The organism is Brucella cytisi, from assembly GCF_038433355.1.
Taxonomy (GTDB): Bacteria; Pseudomonadota; Alphaproteobacteria; order Rhizobiales; family Rhizobiaceae; genus Brucella; species Brucella cytisi.
In genome coordinates this window covers 30,594-52,571 of the sequence record NZ_JBCAUP010000026.1, presented here as the reverse complement: position 1 = coordinate 52,571, position 21,978 = coordinate 30,594, and the positions used below count along the sequence as shown (strand labels likewise).

Here is a 21,978-nt window from a genome sequence, read left to right as displayed (position 1 = left end):
CAGATGGGAAGGATCTCAAGACAGGCCTATGCCGAACTGTATGGCCCGACCAAGGGGGACCGTCTGCGTCTGGCGGATACCGAGCTCATCATCGAGGTCGAGGATGATCGCTGTATCTATGGCGAGGAAGTAACCTTTGGCGGTGGCAAGGTTATCCGCGACGGTATGGGGCAGGGACAGAGACCCTCTGCCGAAACAGCCGATCTGGTCATCACCAATGTCATCATTCTCGATTATTGGGGCGTCATTAAAGCGGATGTCGGCATCAAGGAGGGTCGTATTTCCGGGATCGGCAAGGCCGGTAATCCAGATATTCAGCCGGGCGTCAATATTATCGTCGGGCCTGCGACCGATGTAATCGCGGGTGAGGGCAAGATTCTCACTGCGGGCGGCATTGATACACATATTCACTTCATTGCACCGCAGCAGGCTGAGGAAGCCTTGGCCAGTGGCACCACGACTTTGGTCGGTGGCGGAACGGGGCCGACGGTCGGCACGCTCGCAACCACGGTTACACCGGGGCCATGGGCTATCCATCGCATGCTTGAAGCTGTCGAAGCGCTTCCGATCAATGTGGGGCTGCTCGGCAAAGGCAATGCAAGCAAGCCTGAACCGCTTCGCGAACAGATCAGGGCCGGTGCTGTCGGCCTGAAGCTGCATGAGGACTGGGGAACGACACCAGCCGCCATTGATAATTGCCTGAACGTCGCCGATGAGGAAGACATTCAGGTCGCTATCCATACGGATACGCTGAACGAGAGTGGGTTCGTCAAAGACACCTTTGCTGCCATGAAGGGGCGGACCATCCACAGTTTCCATACGGAAGGCGCCGGTGGCGGGCATGCCCCTGATATCATCACGGCGGCGGGCGAAGAAAATATCCTGCCGTCCTCAACCAATCCGACCCGCCCCTACACCATCAACACAGTCGATGAACATCTCGATATGCTGATGGTCTGTCACCATCTCAGCCCGAAAATCCCCGAGGACGTGGCATTCGCGGAATCCCGGATCCGGCGTGAAACCATTGCCGCCGAAGACATTCTCCATGATCTGGGCGTGTTTTCGATGATGTCGTCGGATTCCCAGGCCATGGGCCGTATCGGTGAAACCACGTTGCGTTGCTGGCAAACTGCTCACAAGATGAAGGTGCAGCGAGGCCCGCTAAGCCAGGATAGCGGCCGGAATGACAATTTCCGCGCCAAACGTTATGTCGCCAAATATACGATCAATCCCGCAATTACACACGGGTTTGCCCATGAGATCGGCTCAATCGAAGTCGGGAAACGGGCCGATCTGGTGTTGTGGAAGCCGGAATTTTTCGGCGTGAAGCCGAGCCTCGTCATGATCGGCGGTATGATTGCGATTGCACCGATGGGCGACCCGAATGCATCTATTTCGACGCCCCAGCCGGTCCATTACCGGCCAATGTATGGCGTGATGGGGCGGGCGCTTGGTTCCACCGGCGTCACCTTCGTCTCGAAAGCGGCGCTGGATGACGGCATCGGCGAGAAGCTGAAACTCAGCAAGCAACTGGTTGCGGTGAAGGGCATCCGGACGATCCGCAAGAAGGACATGATCCATAACGGGCTTACGCCCAGGCTGGAGGTCGATCCGCAGAGCTATCAGGTGCGGGTGGACGGCGAGCTGATCACGTGCGAACCGGCTGAAGTTCTACCGATGGCGCAGCGCTATTTTCTCTTTTAGACAGAGATAACTAGAGCATGTCCCCCGAAAGTGGAAAGCGGTTTCGGGAGGCATGCGTAAAAACAAAGAGATAGAGCGGTTCCAATGGCTCTGTTTTCACTGGAACCGCTCTAAACGGCGAAGAAGGGGTAAAGTTCATGCAGCTCAATGCCTTGCAGGATCATCCTTCTCTGGGGTTTGTCGACTGGACGCTGCGCGGTATCGGGCAGGTGGTGTTCCAGAACAACCCTCTGTCGGGGCTGGTCATTTTGTTCGCCATTCTGGTCAACTCCTGGATCTATGCACTTATCTGCGTGCTTGGCGTTGTCGCCAGCACGCTGACCGCAATCATCCTCAAGGCTGACAAGGGGCTTGTCCGGGATGGCCTGTTCGGGTTCAACGGAGCTCTGGTCGCTCTTGCGCTGATTGCGTTTACCAGTGCGGATTTCCGCAGCGGCGCACTGCCGTCGCCTGCCATGACGATCTATCTCATCTGTGGCGCCGCTTTCTCCACCATGGCCTTCGCCAGTATCGCCACACTGCTAGGGCCGCACAAAGTTGCGCCACTGACAATGCCGTTTGTGCTGGTCGGCTGGCTCTTTCTGTTTGCGATACTGAAATTCGACGCCATAGATGCCGGTCCGATGGCAAAGCCGGTTTCGCCGGAACAGTTTTCCTACGCCGTCCCTTATGTGCTTCCGACCTGGTATATGGGCATCGGTACTGCCATTGGGCAGATATTCTTTCAGGATAACTGGGTCACCGGTTACATCATCCTGGCCGGTATCGCGATCCATTCGCGAATAAGCGCATTGATGGGGCTTCTGGGAGCGGTAACCGGAGCAGTGGTGGCAGCCGCATTCGGTGGTCCGGAAGGCGCCATTCGCGACGGGCTTTTCGGTTATAATGCGGCGTTGACGGCAATTGCGCTCGGCGGTTTCTTCCTCGTTTTCAGCTGGAGCAGTTTTCTTTACGCCATCTTCGGCGCCATCGTGGCCACATGGCTTTGGGCTTCGGTCGCCATTTTCCTGAAACCGATCGGAATGCCGGTGCTGACCTCAACATTTGTGCTCGTCACCTGGGTCATGCTGATCGGTCAGTATGCTTTCAAGGCGCTGGTGCCCGTCGCACCGGCTGATGCGACTTCAGCTGAGGACAACCTCAAGCGATACCGTGAAACGCTGCACTCACGACCGGAATAGGCGACTATATTGTGTTTCGTGCCAGGCACTGGCCATGGCCAGTGCGGGGGCCGTGTTGCCGATTTCGTTGTCATTTAGCGTACGTGCCTTTTCGACGGCCCGTTCAATCTTCGCCGCTCCAGCGATAAGTATCCTCTGGCCCGCGGTATGACCGAGTGGGACGAGACGGATTGCAGCCATGATCTGGCTTTCAACCACGCTCCACATGAGACCGCGCAGCGCATCGACGGGCTCGATATTCCAATGGCATGCTGCAATGGCGAAGGCTGCCGGGTAGGTGGCGCTTTGTTCCAAAGCGAAGCTACGGGCCCGTTCGACACCAAGTTCCGACAGCAGAGTGAGCAAGGATTCGCCCATGCGGCGATCCTCAAGTTCAAGTTCGCTGCTTTCGCGGCCGGCCCCAAGCCAGTCATTCAGGCGATGGAATTCGGCGTCATCGTTTCGCATCAATGCCGAAATCATGCGCCAGAAAATCCCGCCATCTAGCGCAGCGTAGCTGTGTTCCAGAAGGCCGAACACCCATCCGGCACAACTTTCCTCATTCGTCACTGTTCCCGCATGGACCGCCCATTCAAGGCCGCGCGAATAGGAAAACGCGCCAACCGGCTGGCTGGGGCTGACAAGCCGCATGAGATGCAGCATAGGAAGCGCCGGAGAATGCATTGGCATTTCCGGCTCTGGCCCGTCATTTTCAATATCAGCGTCAGCGTGTCTCTTCGAATGATTCAGCAAGATGATACTCACATCACCCGGCCATAAGGTAGAGTCCGCTCAGGGCAGCAAAGCCGCCAGCTATCCGCATTAGTATCTGTCCCGTGCGCCCCTGCAGCAGACGACCAGCTGCAAGACCTACACCAATGCCCGCTGCGTGGAGCAACGCCGTCGCAAGAGCAAACCCTGCGCCATAGGAAAGAAACGCAGCGCTGCCGATTTCTCCGCCATGGGCATAGCCATGGAAGAATGCAAAGAACCCGACGATAAGTGCTGCAGTCAGGGTCGATGCGCGGAATGCCATGGCGACGAGGAGGCCAAGCACAATTACCGACGCAAGGATGATCGGTTCGACATAGGGGAGTGTTACTCCGCTAAGTGCTGCCACGAATCCCAGAAGCATGACGCCCACAAAGCTTAGCGGAACGACGACGAGTGCGCGTCCGCCGAGCATTGAGGCCCAAAGGCCCACGGCAACCATCGCAAGTATGTGGTCGGCTCCGGAGAGGGGGTGCGTAAACCCTGCAGCAAACGAACCGTGTTCTGCCGGGTTGAGATGCGCGAGTGCAGGGCTTGCCATCAAGGAGAGCAGGACGGCAATCAATAGAGAAGTCCGTTTCATTTCAACTTCCTTTCAACAACAATGGCCATGCTCAGAAGGAGCCAAACATTGATCCCAGCACGAAAACCGCTGCGAGCGATATGATCACACCGACAATCACGGTCATGACCATGTCGAAATAGCTCGATGCATGGGTTTGCTTGCTGATCTGCAGGAGGAGAAGCACTGTACCGTTATGTGGCAGCGCATCCAACGTACCTGCACTGATGACGGTCAAACGGTGCATGAGTTCGGGATTGATCCCGTATTGGATGGCCAGCCGCATATATTCCTCACCCAGCGCATTGAGCGCGATAGCCATGCCGCCGGATGCTGTTCCGGTGAGGGCCGCGAGCGCGTTCATGGCGACGACCAGTGAGACAAGCGGACCACCCGGCACTTCGAGCACCGCATCGCGAACCACCGCAAAAGCAGGCATGGCAGCCACGACCGCACCGAAGCCGACGAGGCTGGCTATTGTGAGGATTGGCAGAACAGAAGAGTTGGCGCCTGCGTCGAGGCTTTCGCGGATTGCCCGCAGCCGTCCGAAATTGACCGCTATCAGGGTCAGGATAGCTGCTGCCAAAGCGATCAGAACCGCCCACAGGCCAATCGATGAGCCGACGTCAATTCCCCACGGCTCCTGTTCCAGAAACGAGAAGTCTATGCGGGGCAGAATGATCAGCGCCATCAGGAAATTGACGATGATGACGACAAGCAGGGGAAGAACCGCAAAGAAAAACGGCGGCTGGTTGTCAGTGCGTGCACCGTGTTCGAGTTCTGCCGGATCGAAGTCACCCGAGAGCGTCGATTGTTCTCTGACTTTCTCCGTAATTTCAAGATCGCCAGTGTCATCGACATAGTTTTCGCCCGCAGCCCGCGCCTTGCCTTCGGCGCGCTGCAGCCACCACATGCCGAAGGCCAGTGTAATGATGGATGCGATAATCCCGAGCCCCGGTGCCGCAAAGGTCGTGGTTTCGAAATAGGGCATCGGAATAGCATTATTCGTGGAGGGCGTGCCCGGCATTGCCGACATGGTGAAGGTGAAGGCGCCGAGCCCGATGGCGGCTGGCATCAGACGTGCGGGAATGTTGGCTGCCTTGAACATTTCACGTGCCATGGGAACCAGCACGAAGAAGGCGACAAATACGCTGACACCGCCATAGGTGACAACGGCAGATGCAAGCACGACGGAAAGCATGGTGCGTTTTACGCCCAGTTTCTCCGTCAGATATCGCGCGATAGACGTGATGGAGCCACTGTCATCCATCAACTTTCCAAAAATACCGCCAAGCAGAAAAAGTGGAAACCATCGGCCTACGAAACTGGCCGTTCCGCCCATGAAGGTCGATGTCCAGTTCGCCAGAAGAGGTTCGCCGGAAATAAGCGCGGCGAGCAGTGCCGCCACAGGAGAAAGCAGAAGCACACTCCAGCCGCGATAGGCAAACCACATGAGTAAAGCTAGTCCGAGCAGTATTCCAAGCAAACCCATGCTATCTGACCCCTCAGTCGATGTAGGAAAGAATGCGTCCGGAATTTGTAGATGAAACTACTTTAGTTGGCATAATTCAAGTACTATAATTAAATATGATGTGGGTCATACAGGAAGACTTCCTAACTCCTTCAAATAATGTCTATACTACAATCGGCTCATTTCAGCGGTTTTGGCTGTCGTCATTCACGTAATTTCTTGTCTGGTCGTCCGATGCATACAAAGGACCTGCATGTCGGAAGTCGTCCCAATCCAATCCATCATGATCGATCTCGGTCTGGCGCTTCTGCTTGGCTCTGCAATCGGTCTTGAACGTCAGTTGAAGCAACGCCATTCCGGCCTTGCCACGCATGGTCTGGTGGCGCTGGGCGCCGCAGCCTACGCTTCATTGCCGCATGCTCTCGGTCTCGTAGGCGATCTGAGAATGGGTTCGCAGGTTGTTACAGGGATCGGGTTTCTTGGTGCGGGGCTGATTATCAAGGACGGCGCAAGCATCAAGGGGCTCAGTACCGCCGCTACCATCTGGAGCACTGGTGCGGTTGGTGTCCTGACAGGCTACGGACTGTGGTTGCTTGCCATTGAGACGGCATTTTTCATCGTCTGCCTCAATATTTCCCTGCCGAGGATTGCGGTGCTCGTGAACCGCTATTCCTTTGTTGAGCCAGAAATCGAGCAGTTCTATCTCGTAAAATTCCGATGTCCTGCGGAAAGCGAAGTTTCTGTGAGAGCGCTGCTGATCCAGACGCTTGATCTCAAAAAGCTTCGCTTCCACGCGATCCGAAGTCACCACATAGAAGGAAGCGATGAGGTCGAGGTTGAGGCAACGCTGTTCGCTGGCAAGGAAGATGATCGTCTGGTCGAAGGGTTGGTAGCGCAACTCAGCTTGCGTTCCAGCATCAAGTCTACAAGCTGGTTGAAACTGGAAGATACCGATTGGTCGGTAGCTCACTAAATTTGTTGCCTACGGGCTATACTATTACACCGAAACATGCACATACTTTCGCTTTCGCAGTAACGCATCCCTTTTAACATAGAGGGGTCCATAATGGACGTTCAGCAACTGCAGCTATTGGAACGCAAAACTGTCGAACAGAGAAAATGGAAAGGTTTTCTCGGGATCGGCGCTTTGCTTATGGCGGGCGGAATACTCTGTCTGTTCTTGCCAGTATTCTCTGAATTTGCAGCCAGCACGATGTTTGGCCTCGTCCTTGTGGCTATCGGCGTTGTCAAGATAATCCAGTCGCTCTGGGTTAAAAGCTGGGCGGGCTTTGTCTGGCAGGAACTGTCCGGAGCCGTGGAGCTTGTCGGCGGGATCATGATTTATCTGAATCCGCTCAAGGGTGCGCTCGCCATCACGCTTCTGATTGCCATCGTGGTGTTTGTGCATGGTTTCCTTCAACTGGCGTTGTCCTGGAAAATCAGACCGGCAAGCGGTTGGTGGTGGTTTACTCTTTCAGGCCTGATCGCCTGGACTGCCAGCGCGGCGCTGGTGGTAAAATGGCCGTGGACTCGTGACCTGCCATCAGGATCGATAGCGGGAATTGCGCTGTTGATCGCTGGTGTTGCCTATGTCGGAATAGCCTTGAGTACCCGAAATGCGTGAGTGATCGGTCGACTTCCGGCCGGAGGGAGGACGCGCAATTGAAGAAGACTCTCGTTCGTCGTTCTGTGAACGCTGCCTTTGTAGCCGTGTTGTCGCCTTTGCTTCTGCAGCCAAGTCTGGCTCAGCAGGCTCCAGCTGGCGCAGCGCCTCCCGTGATCGTGCGCCAGGTGGAACTGGCACCTGCGACCGCGCCACTCCGTTTCAACGGGCAAGTCGAGGCGATTGAAGCTGTCGATATTCAGGCGCGAATCACCGGTTTCCTGAAGGAAAAGGCGTTCGAACAGGGGACCGCGGTCAAGGCAGGCGATCTCCTCTTCGAAATTGAGCCGGACCAGATGCAGGCAGCAGTTATGTCTGCTGAAGCACAGGTTGCACGTGCCGAAGCAGCCCAGAATGCTGCCCGGCAATCATTGTCGCGAACGCGGACGCTCGCCAACCGGAACACCGCTTCGCAGGCCTCCCTCGACGATGCACAGGCAGCGTTTGATATCGCTACGGCGGACGTGCGGAACGCAGAAGCCGCACTCAACAATGCCCGGCTCAATCTCTCCTATACGCAGGTCAGATCACCGATCAACGGGACAATAGGGCGTTCGCTCTTTACCGTCGGTAACCTCGTTGGCCCGAGCATGGGGCCGCTCGCCCGCATTGTGCAGCTTGATCCCGTGCGTGTTGTGTTTTCGATCACGGACCGCGCTCTGATCGCTATACGCCAGAAGGAAGCAGGAGGCGGGACGGTCAATCCCGAAAGCTTCAAGCTGACTCTGACGCTGGCCAACGGTACGCAATATGGCGAGCGGGGAAATATCCAGTTCATCGACAATGAAGTGAGCGCGCAGACCGGCACAGTGGCGGTGCGCGCCCTGTTCGCCAATCCCAACCATATTCTGGTTCCGGGGCAGGTGGTTGCCGTCAATCTGCTGGATGAAACGGTTGGTGAATTGCCGATAGTTCCCATGTCATCCGTGTTGCAGGACCGGCAGGGCAAATATGTCTATGTTCTCAATGAGGGTAATACGGTTTCCCGGCGTGCGATCATGACCGGCACGCGTATCGACAACGGCTGGTCGGTTACAGATGGCCTCAAGGCTGGTGAAACGATTGTTGTTGAGGGCTTGCAACGCATTGCCGATGGGCAGGCCGTATCCCCGCGTGACCCGATCTCCGGTACTGCAGGGGTGGGGCAATGATTTCTGAAGTCTTCATACGACGAACCCGCCTCGCAATCGTCATATCGATCATCATTTCCATTGCCGGTGCAATTGCGATCTTTTCACTGCCCATCCAGCAGTATCCGCAGATTACGCCGCCAACGGTTAACGTATCGGCGGTTTATCCCGGTGCGAGTGCGGAGGTGATTGCCGACGTTGTCGGTGGCCCGCTGGAAACCGCAATCAATGGCGTGGATGGCATGATGTATATGTCATCTACCAGCTCCAACGCAGGACAGTATTCACTGTCCGTCACTTTTGAAGTCGGCACCGATTCCGAACTTGCACAGATCAATGTTCAAAACCGCGCGCAACTGGCGATTTCCCGACTGCCTGCCGCGGTGGCCCAGCAGGGCGTATCGGTCCGTTCCCGTTCACCCGATTTCGTGCTGGGAATCGCATTTTATTCGCCGGACGACAGCCTGAACGCGCTTGAAATCACCAATTTCACGACGACTACGATTGTCGATGCAATCTCGCGCGTCCCTGGTGTCGGCGAAGCGAGCGTTGTTGGTGCATCTGAATATTCGATGCGCGTCTGGCTCAACCCGCAACGAATGGATGCGCTGGGCATAACGGTCGATGAAGTTTCGGCAGCGATCCAGCGTCAGAATATTCAGGCAACGCTGGGGCAGGCGGGCGCGCCGCCGATGCGGGTGGGCACCGAGCTTCAATATACGCTGGTGGCACAGGGGCGGCTTCGCGATACGGATGAATTTGGAGGCATCGTCATTCGCACCGGAGCGGACGGCTCAAAAGTGTTCCTGCGCGATATTGCACGTCTTGAACTTGGCGCGCGCAATTACGCATCGCGGGCAAGTTTTGCCGGTCATGAATCCGCCATGCTGCAGATCAACCAGTCGCCCGATGCCAATGCGATCCAGACCGCTAATGCCGTGCAAGCAGAGCTTGAACGTCTGTCGTCCAGATTTCCTCCGGGACTGCAATATCATGTCGTCTACGATGCAACGCGGTTCGTCGAGGCCAGTCTGCAGCTGACGGCGCGAACATTGTTCGAAGCTTTCGTGATCGTGCTCGTGGTCACGTTCATCTTTCTGCAGGACTGGCGGGCAACGCTCATTTCAGCCCTTGCCATACCGGCCTCGATGCTGGGCGCGGTAGCAGTGCTGCTCGCCGTTGGTTACTCGCTGAACATGATTTCGCTCCTGGCTCTCGTCCTCGCCATCGGGCTTGTGGTGGATGACGCAATTCTGGTCGTTGAAAACGTCAAACATGTGCTGGACGATACACCGGACATTTCGGTTGTCGAAGCCACGCGTAAGGCGATGCACCAGATCACCGGGCCAATCATTTCCACAACACTGGTTCTGCTGGCGGTGGTCACACCCACGGCCTTTTTGGAAGGCATTGGCGGTCAGCTCTACCGGCAATTCGCCGTGACGATCTCGTCGGCGCTGATCCTCTCTTCGTTCGTCGCCTTGACGCTCAGTCCGGCGCTTGCAGCCCTTCTGCTCAAACGCGGCCAGGGTGGCTACAGGCGAGGTCCTCTGGCTTGGTTTTCAAGCTTCATGGAGAAAACCCGCGAAGGCTACGGCAAGATCGTCGGTTTTCTGGTGAAATACTGGATTGTACCGGTTGCGGGCATCATCGCCTGTTTTGCGTTGGCCTATTTCGTTTTCGTTAATCTTCCGGCGACGTTCCTGCCCGATGAGGATCAGGGCGCGCTCTTTGTCGATATCCAGCTGCCAAGTGCTGCCTCGCTCGACCGCACAAACCTTATTGTCGAAAATGTGCGCAAGGTTCTGAGCGAGACCGAAGGCGTTCAGGACGTCATAACGGTTGCCGGGTTCAGCATCCTGCAGTCGACCAGCACGCCAAACGGCGCCATGGCAGTTGCGGCCCTTACACCATGGGAAGATCGCGAGACGGAGGCGCTGCAGCTCAACAACATCATTAACACCTTGCGCGCTCAGTTCTCACAGGTGCCGGGAGCGAATATCTCGGTATTCGCGCCACCCGCAATTGCCGGTATCGGCGCTGTTGGTGGTCTCGATTTCCGTCTGCAGGCCTTGCAGGGCCAGTCTCCGCAGGAAATAGCGCAGGTCACCAGTGCCTTGCTCGGTTACTTCAACCGGCGACCGGAGATTGGCGGCGCGGCGACCACGTTCAATGCGAATGTACCGCAGATCTATGTCGACGTGGACCGCTCCCGCGCTGAAGCGCTGGGACTCAGCGTGTCTGATATCTATGCCTCTATCGGTGCGAACTTCGGCTCGCGCTATGTCAATGATTTCACGCTGAATGGCCGTGTGTTTCAGGTCAATCTTCAGGCTGATTCCGATTTCCGCGCGCATAGCGAAGATATTCTCAAGCTCCATGTCAGGAGCCGGAATGGAACCATGGTGCCATTGCGCAGCGTGGTCTCGCTGACCACGATATTGGCGCCTTTCGTCATCACCCGGTACAATCTCTCGGTTTCGGCGCAGGTGAATGCCGTTCCGGCCCCCGGCGCCAGTAGCGGACAGGCCATGGCGGCTATGGAGCAGGTCGCTTCGGAAGCTCTCCCGGATGGTTATGGTTATGAGTGGTCGGGTCTGTCTTTCCAGGAAAGCAGAAGCAGCGGTCAGGAGGCAATCGTCTTCGCGCTGGCCTTCCTCTTCGCCTATCTCTTCCTTGTGGCCCAATATGAAAGCTGGGCCTTGCCAGCGGTGGTTATCCTTTCACTGGGCGCTGCGCTGCTGGGTGCTGTTGCTGCTCTTACGTTTTTCGGGTTGCAGAACAGCCTCTATGTTCAGATCGCAATGGTGTTGCTGATCGGGTTGGCGGCAAAGAATGCGATCCTGATCGTGGAGTTCGCCAAGGAAAAACGCGAGACCGGCCTGACGGCTGCAGAAGCGGCCCGTACCGGGGCCGAGCAGCGTTTCCGCGCCGTCATGATGACTGCGGTATCGTTCATCCTTGGTATTCTTCCCCTTATTCTGTCTTCGGGTGCGGGCGCCGGTGCACGTCAGGCTGTCGGTGTGACGATCTTCGGCGGAATGGTTGCAGCGACCACGATCGGGTTGCTTCTGACTCCCGGTCTCTACTTCGTCATTCAGCGCCTGACTGAGCGCCTCGGAAGACAAACGGATGAGAAAAAGGATCCAGCCACTGAACCTGCGCACGAATAAAATACCGGGGAACCCTCCACTCTTGTCCGATACTGGGGAACTTGATGACCGAGACAAAATCACAGAGCATCGACCGGCGCGATTTCATGCTCGCATCCATCGCCGCAGCCGGGTCTGTGGCGCTCGCGTCGGGGCAGGCAGAGGCCCAGACGGGTGATGCGAAGCAGGAAACTGGCGGCAAGGGCTCAGGCACGGTTTATACCGGTGACGTTATAGACGGTAAGCGGGTGATCTCCTTCCTTGATATTTCCGATCTGGAAGCAGGCAAGCGGCACGATTTCTATTTTCAAGGTGTGCAGATGCCGACGGGCCAGCATTGGCATGTTTCGGTTACCGTGATGAAGGGTAAATCGCCGGGCAAGCGGATTGGATTGATCAGCGGCATCCATGGTGACGAAATGAGCCCCGTGCACACATTGCACACCATTGTGAACCAGCTCGACCCTCAGACGATGTCTGGTTCCGTGGTGGCCGTTTTCGACGTGTCTCGTCCGGCGCTCGAAGCGATGGCAAGACGATGGCCAAGTTCAGGACGCGGGATTGATCTTGTCGATATTAACCGGCTGTTTCCGGGCAATGAAAACGCACCGGAAGCGGCGGCACGTCATGCTTGGCTGGTGTTCAATCAAATCTTGCTGCCCAATCTCGACTACGGGATCGATTTTCATACCGCGGCAACGGGCATGGATATGACCTCATTTCATCTGGCGCGAATGGACCAGCCGGAAGTGCGGGCCATGGCGGAGCTTTATCCGATAGAGCAGATTTTCGACAATTTCGGCGCCCACGGCCTTCTCGCAAATGCACTGATAGATGCTGGTATTCCGGCCTTCACGCCGGAAGTAGGTCGACCGCGCATCTTCGATTATGCGATGATCGCCCTTTTTGTCGAAGGCACCATGAATGTTCTCAAACACCACAAGGTCATTGAGGGCAATATGGGTAAAACGGGTAAGGATTCCGGCATCTTCACTGGCGATGGAATGGCACCGGTTCTGACGAGCCATGGCGGGTTTATCGAACTTCACGTCGAACTGAATGAACAGGTGCAAGCGGGACAAAAACTGGCTACTCAGAGAAATTCATTCGGGGAAGTTGTGGCTGAATATTCCGCACCCGTAGCAGGTAAGGTCGGTGCGAGGCGCACCGATGCCTCATGCGAGCCGGGCACGCCAATCGTCTTCCTGATATTCGATAGCGCAACCGCGACCGGAACCGGTGGTTTGGCCGAGTGAGTGCTATGAAACTTGCAACAAATGAGAGCATGAATATGAAAGTCAGACATTTCTTACAGATGGCGCTGGTCGCCGCCAGCTTCGGCGTCCCACATGGCGCGAGCGCTCAGGACAAGACCGAATCTGAAAGGAATCTCGAAGCTTTCCCTGCAGCCCCATCAGGTTCCTACCGTTATGTCATCCATCTTCCGCCACTGGAGAAGGAACAGGATGCCAAGGTTGAAATTATTGCAGGTCGCAACGCAACCGTGGACTGCAATATCAGCTGGTTCGGTGGAAGTTTAACGCCGAGCACCGTCGAGGGTTGGGGCTTCGATTATTTCACTCTGGCGGCAAGCGACCGCATGTCGGGTACGCTTATGGCTTGTCCGGAGGACAGCAAGCGGACCGATTTCGTGCCGGTTCGGGGCGAGAACTTCATGCTGCGCTACAACAGCCGGCTTCCGATTGTCATCTATGCGAAAGATGGCTTCGAAATCCGCTATAGAATCTGGAAGCCATCCAACAAAACGCACAACGCGCAACGAGGATAGCAGAGCCTCGATAAGTTCGGATTGTTTGACGGAACAATGCCCGGATGCTCAGCATCCGGTATTGTTTATATCCAACTTACTGGATGAAGTTTCGCCCATCTGCGCGTTTTGCAAAACGCAGCACGACGAACCCGGCAAGTCCGGCAACGAGCGAGCCAATCAATATCCCGATCTTCGCTTCGTTCTGCAGGAGAACGTCATCGAAAGCGAGGAGCGAGATGAACAGGCTCATGGTAAAGCCGATACCGCACAGAAGCGTCGTTCCCAGCATTTGCGGCCAGCTTGCCCCGGCAGGCAGGTCAACGATTCCGGTTTTCACCAAAAGCAACACCGCGCCGAAAATGCCGACAAGCTTGCCGATGGCCAAACCGGCGGCAACGCCCATTGTGACAGGTGCGAAAAATGCTTCCATGCCCAGGCCGGAAAAACTGACGCCTGCATTGGCGAATCCGAATATGGGCACAATAATGAACGAAACCGGCTTGATCAGGCTATGCTCGAGCAGATGCAGCGGGCTTTCGGAGACAGTCGCTTCAGGTTTCGCGGGCGTGCGCTTGATTGGAATGGTGAGCGCCAGCAAAACGCCTGCAATGGTCGCGTGAACGCCAGAGCGATAGGTGAAGAACCACAGCACGAGGCCCAGCAGCAGATAAGGTGTCAGACGCTTCACACCGCTCAGGTTCAAGGCGACCAGAGCAGCGACGACTGCCGCAGCCAAACCCAGATCCATCAGGGAAACACCGGTCGTATAAAACAGTCCAATGACGATCACCGCGCCGAGGTCATCGATGATGGCAAGCGCTGCAAGAAACACTTTCAATGATGTCGGAACTCTCGGTCCCAGCAAGGATATAACACCGAGCGCGAATGCAATATCGGTCGCAGCCGGGATCGCCCAGCCATGGGAAGCACCATTGTTGATATTGAAGGCAAGGTAGACGAGCGCTGGCACCGCCATGCCTGCCGCCGCAGCTACGCCCGGCAAAATACGGCGCGGCCACGACGAAAGGTGGCCATCGACCATCTCGCGCTTGATCTCCAGCCCGACCATCAGGAAGAACACGGCCATCAGCGCATCGTTGACCCAGTGCTGGACAGAAAGCGGTCCGAGATAGGCATGAAGGGCGCCGAAATAGGCTTCTGAAAGCTGCGAGTTGGCCACCAGCAATGCCGCTGCTGCAGAAGCTATAAGCAGCAGGCCGCCTGACGACTCACTATCAAGAAAATTGCGTATAGTATTTTGAATGCGACCAGACATGGCAGCTCCCTGACAGAAACGGTTAAAACAGTCTCCGTATTCAGGGTAGCCCCTGGGCGCACGCAGCACACGCCATGAAGCCAAGATAGCGACAAATTTTGCGCTTTCAAGTCGTTTATGGAATTAGAAATCGATTTTTGAGGGCATTTTTCTGGTGTTACAAGTAACGGTGTATGGTTCTCGGTTTATAATTAATTTATCTGAATTATTGTCTTGTATTATTTTTTATAGTTCATTTTTTCTTTTTCGTTGATGTCGTGATTGTGGTGGATGCCGCCCCAGTATTTCAAGTTTTATTAAAAGTCGGCGGATCTGGTCAATAACGGACGGGACGCTTGACAAGCTGCGCCCGGCTTTCCATGCTCGGCGACACAATTTGAACAAAATCATTCTGGGAACGGAGAGCAGATATGACAATGGGAAAGTTCACCCGGCGCGGTGTGGTTGCTGCATTTGCAGGAATTGTTGCTGTCGGAGCCAGCATCGCTTTTGCGCAAGCTCCTGCCTTCTTTCGCATCGGCACCGGAGGAACAGCAGGTACCTATTATCCGATCGGCGGCTTGATCGCCAACGCGATTTCCGGAGCGGGGGATAAAGGCGTTCCCGGCCTGGTGGCTACAGCGGTTTCATCGAACGGTTCGGTCGCCAATATCAACGCCATCCAGTCCGGATCGCTGGAATCCGGCTTTACCCAGTCGGACGTGGCTTACTGGGCACATACAGGCACCGGTCTTTATGACGGCAAGGGCAAGGTCGAGGATCTGCGCCTGATTGCTACGCTCTACCCCGAAACCATTCATCTGGTCGCCCGCAAGGATGCGGGAATCAAATCCGTTGCCGATCTCAAGGGAAAACGCGTTTCCATCGATGAACCGGGATCGGGTACGATTGTTGATGCCCGCATCGTGTTGGAAGCGTATGGATTGAGCGAAAGCGACATCAAGGCCGAACATCTGAAGCCGGGACCTGCGGGAGAGCGTCTGAAGGACGGCGCGCTTGATGCCTATTTCTTTGTCGGCGGCTATCCGACCGGCGCAATCTCGGAGCTTGCCACATCGAACGGCATTTCACTGGTTCCGATTTCCGGTCCGGAAGCGCAGAAGATTCTGGAAAAATACTCGTTCTTCTCAAAGGATGCAGTTCCGGCCGATACCTACAAGGATGTCGGTCAGACCGAGACTCTGGCGGTCGCGGCGCAATGGGTGACGAGCGTCAAGCAGCCGGATGAACTCGTCTACAACATCACCAAGACCCTGTTTAACGACGACAGCAGAAAAGCACTCGATGCCGGGCACGCAAAAGGCAAGCTCATCAAGCTTGATACGGCAACGACTAGCCTCGGCATTCCGCTACATCCCGGCGCAGAACGCTTCTACAAGGAAGCAGGCGTTCTGAAATAAGCCGACCAGCCCGGTTCGGATGAACAACTTGCACGGAGTTTCACCAGAACTCCGTGCATTTTCTTCCAGTCCGGTACAAAGCATCTTTAGATATATAAGTATTTAAAACAATCGATTAGAGCGATTTTCTGATTCAAATGAATCAGCTGCGCTCTGGATGGAGAGGCCAGTATGGTGAGCGAGCAAGAGGCGAAACTGTCGCCCATGGAACTGGATGAAGCCAAGGCACGTGAACTTGAAGAGAAATTCGACTCCGAGATTCGCTTCCGCCCGCTGGGGCCGCTCGCAACCCGTATCGTTGGTGCGCTGCTGATCGCACTTTCCATTTTCCACTATTATACGGCAGGTTTCGGCCTTCTGTCGGAAATGGTGCATCGCGGTATTCACCTTTCCTTCGTGCTCGGTCTCGTCTTCCTCGTCTTCCCGTTTTCCCGCAAGGGATACGACAAGCCGACCACGTCATCATGGCTTAGGCCGCTCGGCATTTCTGTCATCGATTGGGCTTTGGCGATCATCGCGGTCGTGTCCGTTGCGCATGTTCCGATGATACCGCTCGACGATCTGGCTTTCCGCGTCGGTAATCCGACGACCACGGATGTCGTTCTCGGCGGTCTTCTGATTCTGGTCCTTCTGGAGGCGACGCGGCGCTCCGTCGGCTGGCCACTGCCGATCATATCCGTCCTGTTCATGCTCTATGCGCTCTACGGGCAACATATGCCGGGCATTCTCGTGCATCCCGGCGCAACGGTCAGCCAGCTTGTCGATCATCTTTATCTGACGACACAAGGTATCTACGGTATCGCGCTCGGTGTGGTTGCGACCTATGTTTTCCATTTCGTGCTGTTCGGGGTGTTTGCGACACGCATCGGTCTCGGTCAGTTGTTTCTGGATTGTGCGGCCTGGGTGGCAGGTCGTTTCGCCGGCGGTCCGGCAAAAGTCTCCATTTTCGGCTCCGCCCTGTTTGGCATGATTTCGGGTTCTTCGGTGGCCAATACGGTTACTGTCGGTTCGCTGACGATCCCGGCGATGATCCGGCTTGGTTATAAGCGCCACTTTGCCGCCGCCGTGGAATCGGCTTCATCGACAGGCGGACAGATTACACCGCCGATCATGGGCGCAGCCGCGTTTCTGATGATCGAATTCCTGAACCTGCCTTACACGACGATCATTCTGGCGGCTATTGTGCCAGCCTTCATGCATTTCTTCGGCGTTCTGATGCAGGTCCATTTTGAGGCCAAGCGCAACGGCTTGCGAGGCATGACGAAGGAAGAACTGCCTGATCTCAAGGAAGCCTTCAAGCGGGACTGGCCGACCGTTATTCCGCTGGTGGTGCTGATTGGTGTTCTTCTGTCGGGTTATACGCCTTATCTGGCTGCGTTCTGGGGCATTACGCTCTGTATTGCGGTGGGATTGTTCAATCCGCGCAGGCGCATGTCGATAGGCGAGGTTTTTGACGGACTGCGCGACGGGGCAAAATATGCCCTTGCCGTCGGTGCGGCCGCGGCGACCGTCGGCATTATTGTCGGCGTGGTGACGCTTACCGGCGTCGGCTTCAAGATTTCCTATATCGTGACGTCGACAGCGGGACAGCTCGCGACCTATTTCGGCACGATTCTGCCTGCCGCCTGGTTCGGTCCGCAGACACTGACACTGCTTTTCACGCTCATCATGACGGGGATTGTCTGTATTCTGATGGGCTGCGGAATTCCAACGACAGCCAATTACATCATCATGGCGACAATTGCCGCGCCCGCGCTGGGACTGCTGGGTGTTGAGCCGATCGTGGCCCACTTCTTCGTCTTCTATTACGGGGTGCTGGCAGATATCACGCCGCCTGTTGCGCTTGCCGCCTATGCGGCGGCAGGTATGGCAGGTGCCGATCCGTTCAAAACAGGCAATACGGCCTTCCGGCTCGGACTCGGCAAGGTGCTCGTGCCGTTTGTCTTCGTCTTCTCTCCGTCGCTTCTGCTGGTCACATCTGACTTTAATTGGCCGGATTTCTTCGTGGCGTTCCTTGGTTGCGCCATAGGCATCACCGCTCTGGGTGCGGCATTGTCAGGTTTCTTCCTGGTGCGGACCAGGCCTTGGGAAAATGTCCTGATGATCTTTGCAGCCATCCTTCTGGTCGCGCCGGAGATTTACTCTTCGATGGTGGGGCTGCTGCTGCTGGTGCCTGTTGTGGTTCGCCATCTTTCTTCGGTGAGGCAGCCACAGGCTGTGTAGGGATTGTTGGATCGATGACGCACGGCTGGCAACAAGTCGTGCGTCATCGTCGAAACAGCGTTACTGGTTGATTTCAGGCTCAACGAGCTTTTTCAGCTTGTCCAGGCATTCCTGCCAGCCGAGATAGCAGGCTTCAGCCGGAATTATATCGGGTACGCCCTGCTGTTCGATGTTGATTTCCGTTCCGACCGAAACGGTTTTCAAGGTTATCGTGACCTTCATTTCGCCGGGCAGGTTCGGATCGTCAAAACTGTCCGTATAGACCAGCCGTTCTGCCGGAACGAGTTCGACATATGTGCCGCCAAAGGAATGGCTGTGGCCGGTCGTGAAATTCCGGAACGACATTCTGTGTTTGCCGCCGACCTTTGCGTCCAGCTCATAGACGGTGCAAGTGAAGCCATATGGCGGCAACCAGCTGGCCACTGCATCCGGTTCGACGAATGCGCGATAAACCTTCTCCGGCTTGGTGGCGAATACACGGTGCAGGCGAATAGTGCTGGGCATGGTTTCCTCCCTTTGTCGGTTTTCTGTTCAATGGGCATTAGCGGGGTGTTTGAAGAGCAGGCTTATATACCGCTTGAGATGGTCGACGCTTTCCACCGCACGCAGCGGGTCACCGCTTGCCTTGGCGATGATGAAAGCGCCTTGAATGACGGCCTGCGTATGGAGAGCCAGGCTTTCAGCGGTGAACTCACCTGCAACCGGATAGCGTTTCATCGCAGCTGCAATATCCGGAACGAGCGTGTCTGCATGGCTTGAAATGCTGTCCCAGCAGGCATCCCGGATCACGGAATTGGTCTCGTAGACTTCCTGTGTCATGGTGCCGACGAGACAGGTGAAATCTGGCAACTCGCCTTGAATCAGCTGCTTACGCAACTCGACATAGGCCAGCACGCGCTCAAGCGGGTCTTCGGGAGCATGATAAGTGGCCTCCGCAAAGAACGAACCAGTCATTTTCGACCAGTAGTTCGCGGAGGCAACGGCCAAATCTTCCTTGCTGGAAAAATGATGAAAGAAAGCACCTTTCGATAAGGACGCTTTGTTGCAGATGTCATCGACCGTCGTTGCGGCATAACCCTTGGTGCGAATAACGCTTAATGCTGCATCAAGCAGGTTGGACCGGGTCATCGGATTTTGTTTACGTGCCATAGTTTGCTCCCGAACGTACAATACCAACTGGTTGGTATGAAATCAAGTGGTATCTGGAGCCAGCTATACACCGCGGGGAAGGGGCTTGCAGGGAGTACGATGCGGGTGATTCTGAAAACGGTTTGTTTTCGGGGGCATGGCCGGGTTTGTGGATAAGTTTGATGTCATTGAAAAACCCAGGAAATCGGGTGTTCTGCAGCAAAATCGAAAATTCTTATTCTTTCTTCGTGACGCTTGCTTGACACTTGTTCGAGAACCCCTTAAACGACCGCTCACACCGGACGGAAACGCCGGTGCGACGTAGCCGCAAGGTTGCCGAGAAATGCGCGGGTGTAGCTCAGTTGGTTAGAGTGCCGGCCTGTCACGCCGGAGGTCGCGGGTTCGAGCCCCGTCACTCGCGCCACTTTCCTCTCAACAAATCGATAGATTGAACGTTGACACGAAAGTGGCGCCTACCGCCGTTTTTGCTTCTTCTCAAGCCAGAATTGCTGATCGTGAACGGGCCTTGAAAGGCCCTGTGAATGATTTTTATAATATCGCAATTCTTCTCCAAACACGCGCTTGACACTTGTTCGAGAACCCCTTAAACGACCGCTCACACCGGACGGAAACGCCGGTGCGACGTAGCCGCAAGGTTGCCGAGAAATGCGCGGGTGTAGCTCAGTTGGTTAGAGTGCCGGCCTGTCACGCCGGAGGTCGCGGGTTCGAGCCCCGTCACTCGCGCCACTTTCCTCTCAACAAATCGATAGATTGAACGTTGACCGAAAGTGGTGCCCACCGCCTTGTCTCTCGGGTCGGCGCATCTTCAAAGAATCTTCATGGAATTGCCGGAGCGTAGCTGTTTCGCCGAACCGTACGCCTACTATTTGGAAAACTGCTTCCAGGACAGATAGGCGACTGACAGGATGATCGCGGCAATGGCGAGAAGATCGCCGCTGGCGAGCAGATAATGGCTCATGCGTGACCTCCTTGCGATACTTTGGCCGACAATGTGCTTCATGATAGCCGGGGCGAACGCGATCTGAAGGCATGGCTTCGCAAAGCTTGCAGCATTTGGAACGCTTCCATTCCAACTTTCTCGATAAACGCGAACAGAATTTCTCAATGTCCGCGCCGCAGGCACTTCGCGACAATTTGAGTTGGCGGGAAGCGGCCCATTTGGTCCATGCATTGCCATGGAACGAATTTCCTGTTTTCAATCGTGTGAAATCGGATGACAGGAACGGATCGCTGCGACGATGACCCGACGCGCTTATCTTGGTGTGCTTGCAACGTTTTTGACTCTTGCCGGGTGTGGCACACCCCGCGCCGTGCTGTGGCATGGACCGAATTCAAGCCCGCAATCGGTGGCCGCAGCCGAAGCCGCTATCGTCAAGCCTGCAAAACCGGCGGCGGTGGTTCCTATTTATGTTGCGACGAGTCGCCAGCGCTCGGATAATTTCTCGCAGCCTTACAATTCAAAGCGCTCGGAAACGCTGAATTTTGCGCAGGTTGATGTCGGGATTCCGGCAACTCACGTCAAAGGACAGGTTGAGTCTACCGGCTACAAGCCTGATCCCGCCAAAAATTTCGCCGCCACGGCATTCCAGCCTTACGACAATGCCGAGCAGTTTCTCGCGCAATTGAATGCCGCCCTGGCGAAGCAGGGACCGAAGGACAAGGAAATCCTGATCTTCGTGCATGGCTACAACAATAATTTTGCCGATAGCACATTCCGCACTGCGCAATTTGTCCATGATTACAAAATGAAGTCGGTGGCGGTCGAATATGCCTGGCCGTCGGGCGGCGATCTTGGGCTTTATGTATATGATCGTGATAGCGCGGACTTCGCACGTGACGGTCTGGCGCGATTGCTGGAACTCGTCGCCCGCAGCAAGGCGGAGCGTATTGTTCTTGTTGGTCACTCCATGGGCAGCTTCGTGACTATGGAGGCTCTGAGAACCTTGTCGCTCCGTGGCGAAAAGAATGTGATGCGTCGCATCAATGCGCTGTTGCTCGCCGCACCGGACATCGATCTCGACGTCTTCGAAAAGCAGATCAAGGATATCGATCCCATGCCGCGCCCAACGGCAGTGATGACATCGCGCAGCGATCGTGCACTCGGGGTCTCATCCTTTATTACGGGCGGCCATGCGCGAGTAGGGGACGGCACCAGTATTCCGACGCTCCAGAAATATGGAATCGCGGTAATAGACGCTACCGATTTGGATGGAGGCGAACACAATGTCTTTGCATCGTCGCCATCGCTCATGGCTTTGGTCAGTGATGGCAGCCTTTCGCTGGACGCTCTGAACGGGCGGGAGAAGCAGACAACCGGGCAGGCGGTGCTGGCAGATGGCGCTTCTGCAATCAAGGGAGCTGCTTCCCTTGTGCTTTATCTGCCCGGCAGGCTGGTCGGGGCGACGGCTTCCGCTGCTCCATGAGTTCATTTTAAAGCGAGTGCTGCCCCCACCTTTCATTCCCAAGTTGCAGACAATTGATTCTCCTGGCGATTGCTAAGCCGACCAGTCCGTGCGACTTTTCCTCACGAAATTATGATCTTT

The 21,978-nt window shown here is 55.8% G+C and carries 17 protein-coding genes and 2 tRNA genes; 13 read left to right on the top strand and 6 right to left on the bottom strand.

Features of this window, described 5'->3' with window-relative positions; translation table 11 throughout:
• Positions 1 to 3: 3 nt before the first annotated feature.
• Together ureC and AAE521_RS21100 are read left to right on the top strand one after the other, a co-directional pair.
• On the top strand, positions 4 to 1,707 hold the full coding sequence (ureC, locus tag AAE521_RS21105; protein ID WP_342062359.1) for an urease subunit alpha: 1,704 nt from the start codon (positions 4 to 6) through the stop codon (positions 1,705 to 1,707).
• 137 nt (positions 1,708 to 1,844) lie between these two features.
• Positions 1,845 to 2,888: an urea transporter gene (locus AAE521_RS21100; RefSeq protein WP_342062358.1), complete on the top strand. Its 1,044-nt coding sequence runs from the start codon at positions 1,845 to 1,847 to the stop codon at positions 2,886 to 2,888.
• Here the strand turns inward: AAE521_RS21100 and AAE521_RS21095 are convergent.
• From AAE521_RS21095 to AAE521_RS21085, 3 genes are all read right to left on the bottom strand, one after another.
• The gene (locus AAE521_RS21095) at positions 2,874 to 3,557 is read right to left on the bottom strand and encodes an urease accessory protein UreF (RefSeq protein WP_342062357.1); all 684 of its coding nucleotides are present in this window, start codon (positions 3,555 to 3,557) and stop codon (positions 2,874 to 2,876) included. The two genes, AAE521_RS21100 and AAE521_RS21095, sit on opposite strands and share 15 nt — an antisense overlap.
• Positions 3,558 to 3,633: 76 nt before the next feature.
• Positions 3,634 to 4,221, bottom strand: coding sequence for a HupE/UreJ family protein (locus AAE521_RS21090; protein ID WP_342062356.1), 588 nt, complete (start codon positions 4,219 to 4,221; stop codon positions 3,634 to 3,636).
• A 31-nt stretch (positions 4,222 to 4,252) separates the two neighbouring features.
• Positions 4,253 to 5,692, bottom strand: a complete 1,440-nt coding sequence (locus tag AAE521_RS21085) for a GntP family permease (protein ID WP_342062355.1) — start codon at positions 5,690 to 5,692, stop codon at positions 4,253 to 4,255.
• A 232-nt stretch (positions 5,693 to 5,924) separates the two neighbouring features.
• Between AAE521_RS21085 and AAE521_RS21080 the strand changes: the two genes are divergently transcribed.
• The 6 genes from AAE521_RS21080 to eco all read left to right on the top strand — a co-directional run bounded on the left by AAE521_RS21080 (position 5,925) and on the right by eco (position 13,405).
• Entirely contained in the window at positions 5,925 to 6,644 is a 720-nt protein-coding gene (locus AAE521_RS21080; RefSeq protein WP_342062354.1) for an MgtC/SapB family protein, read from the top strand.
• 93 nt (positions 6,645 to 6,737) lie between these two features.
• A complete protein-coding gene (locus tag AAE521_RS21075) occupies positions 6,738 to 7,295 on the top strand; it encodes an HdeD family acid-resistance protein (RefSeq protein ID WP_342062353.1) in 558 nt (185 codons plus the stop codon).
• Between the two features lie 38 nt (positions 7,296 to 7,333).
• The gene (locus AAE521_RS21070) at positions 7,334 to 8,485 is read left to right on the top strand and encodes an efflux RND transporter periplasmic adaptor subunit (RefSeq protein WP_342062352.1); all 1,152 of its coding nucleotides are present in this window, start codon (positions 7,334 to 7,336) and stop codon (positions 8,483 to 8,485) included.
• Positions 8,482 to 11,637: an efflux RND transporter permease subunit gene (locus AAE521_RS21065; protein WP_342062351.1), complete on the top strand. Its 3,156-nt coding sequence runs from the start codon at positions 8,482 to 8,484 to the stop codon at positions 11,635 to 11,637. Before AAE521_RS21070 ends, AAE521_RS21065 begins: the two co-directional genes overlap by 4 nt.
• A gap of 44 nt (positions 11,638 to 11,681) precedes the next feature.
• Positions 11,682 to 12,872 (top strand): succinylglutamate desuccinylase/aspartoacylase family protein, encoded by a 1,191-nt coding sequence (locus AAE521_RS21060; protein WP_342062350.1) that lies wholly within the window; start codon positions 11,682 to 11,684, stop codon positions 12,870 to 12,872.
• Between the two features lie 35 nt (positions 12,873 to 12,907).
• Complete coding sequence (gene eco, locus AAE521_RS21055) at positions 12,908 to 13,405, top strand: serine protease inhibitor ecotin (RefSeq protein WP_342062349.1); 498 nt, start codon at positions 12,908 to 12,910, stop codon at positions 13,403 to 13,405.
• 76 nt (positions 13,406 to 13,481) lie between these two features.
• Here eco and nhaA read toward each other — a convergent pair whose 3' ends face one another.
• On the bottom strand, positions 13,482 to 14,663 hold the full coding sequence (nhaA, locus tag AAE521_RS21050) for a Na+/H+ antiporter NhaA (RefSeq protein WP_342062348.1): 1,182 nt from the start codon (positions 14,661 to 14,663) through the stop codon (positions 13,482 to 13,484).
• Positions 14,664 to 15,073: 410 nt separating this feature from the next.
• Between nhaA and AAE521_RS21045 the strand changes: the two genes are divergently transcribed.
• Both AAE521_RS21045 and AAE521_RS21040 read left to right on the top strand, forming a co-directional pair.
• Positions 15,074 to 16,063: a TAXI family TRAP transporter solute-binding subunit gene (locus AAE521_RS21045; protein WP_342062347.1), complete on the top strand. Its 990-nt coding sequence runs from the start codon at positions 15,074 to 15,076 to the stop codon at positions 16,061 to 16,063.
• A gap of 171 nt (positions 16,064 to 16,234) precedes the next feature.
• Positions 16,235 to 18,286 carry a TRAP transporter permease gene (locus tag AAE521_RS21040; protein ID WP_342062346.1) on the top strand — a complete coding sequence of 684 codons (2,052 nt, stop codon included), beginning with the start codon at positions 16,235 to 16,237 and terminating at the stop codon, positions 18,284 to 18,286.
• Positions 18,287 to 18,346: 60 nt separating this feature from the next.
• On the opposite strand, the gene AAE521_RS21035 is transcribed toward AAE521_RS21040, so the two are convergent.
• Both AAE521_RS21035 and AAE521_RS21030 read right to left on the bottom strand, forming a co-directional pair.
• Complete coding sequence (locus tag AAE521_RS21035) at positions 18,347 to 18,790, bottom strand: SRPBCC family protein (RefSeq protein WP_071631757.1); 444 nt, start codon at positions 18,788 to 18,790, stop codon at positions 18,347 to 18,349.
• Positions 18,791 to 18,817: 27 nt separating this feature from the next.
• Positions 18,818 to 19,435 carry a TetR/AcrR family transcriptional regulator gene (locus AAE521_RS21030; protein WP_342062345.1) on the bottom strand — a complete coding sequence of 206 codons (618 nt, stop codon included), beginning with the start codon at positions 19,433 to 19,435 and terminating at the stop codon, positions 18,818 to 18,820.
• A 326-nt stretch (positions 19,436 to 19,761) separates the two neighbouring features.
• On the opposite strand from AAE521_RS21030, the gene AAE521_RS21025 reads away from it, so the two are divergent.
• The 3 genes from AAE521_RS21025 to AAE521_RS21015 all read left to right on the top strand — a co-directional run bounded on the left by AAE521_RS21025 (position 19,762) and on the right by AAE521_RS21015 (position 21,858).
• Positions 19,762 to 19,838 (top strand) — tRNA-Asp (locus AAE521_RS21025).
• 246 nt (positions 19,839 to 20,084) lie between these two features.
• Positions 20,085 to 20,161: transfer RNA gene (locus AAE521_RS21020), tRNA-Asp, on the top strand.
• A 512-nt stretch (positions 20,162 to 20,673) separates the two neighbouring features.
• Positions 20,674 to 21,858, top strand: a complete 1,185-nt coding sequence (locus AAE521_RS21015; protein WP_071631754.1) for an alpha/beta hydrolase — start codon at positions 20,674 to 20,676, stop codon at positions 21,856 to 21,858.
• The last annotated feature ends 120 nt before the right edge of the window (positions 21,859 to 21,978 follow it).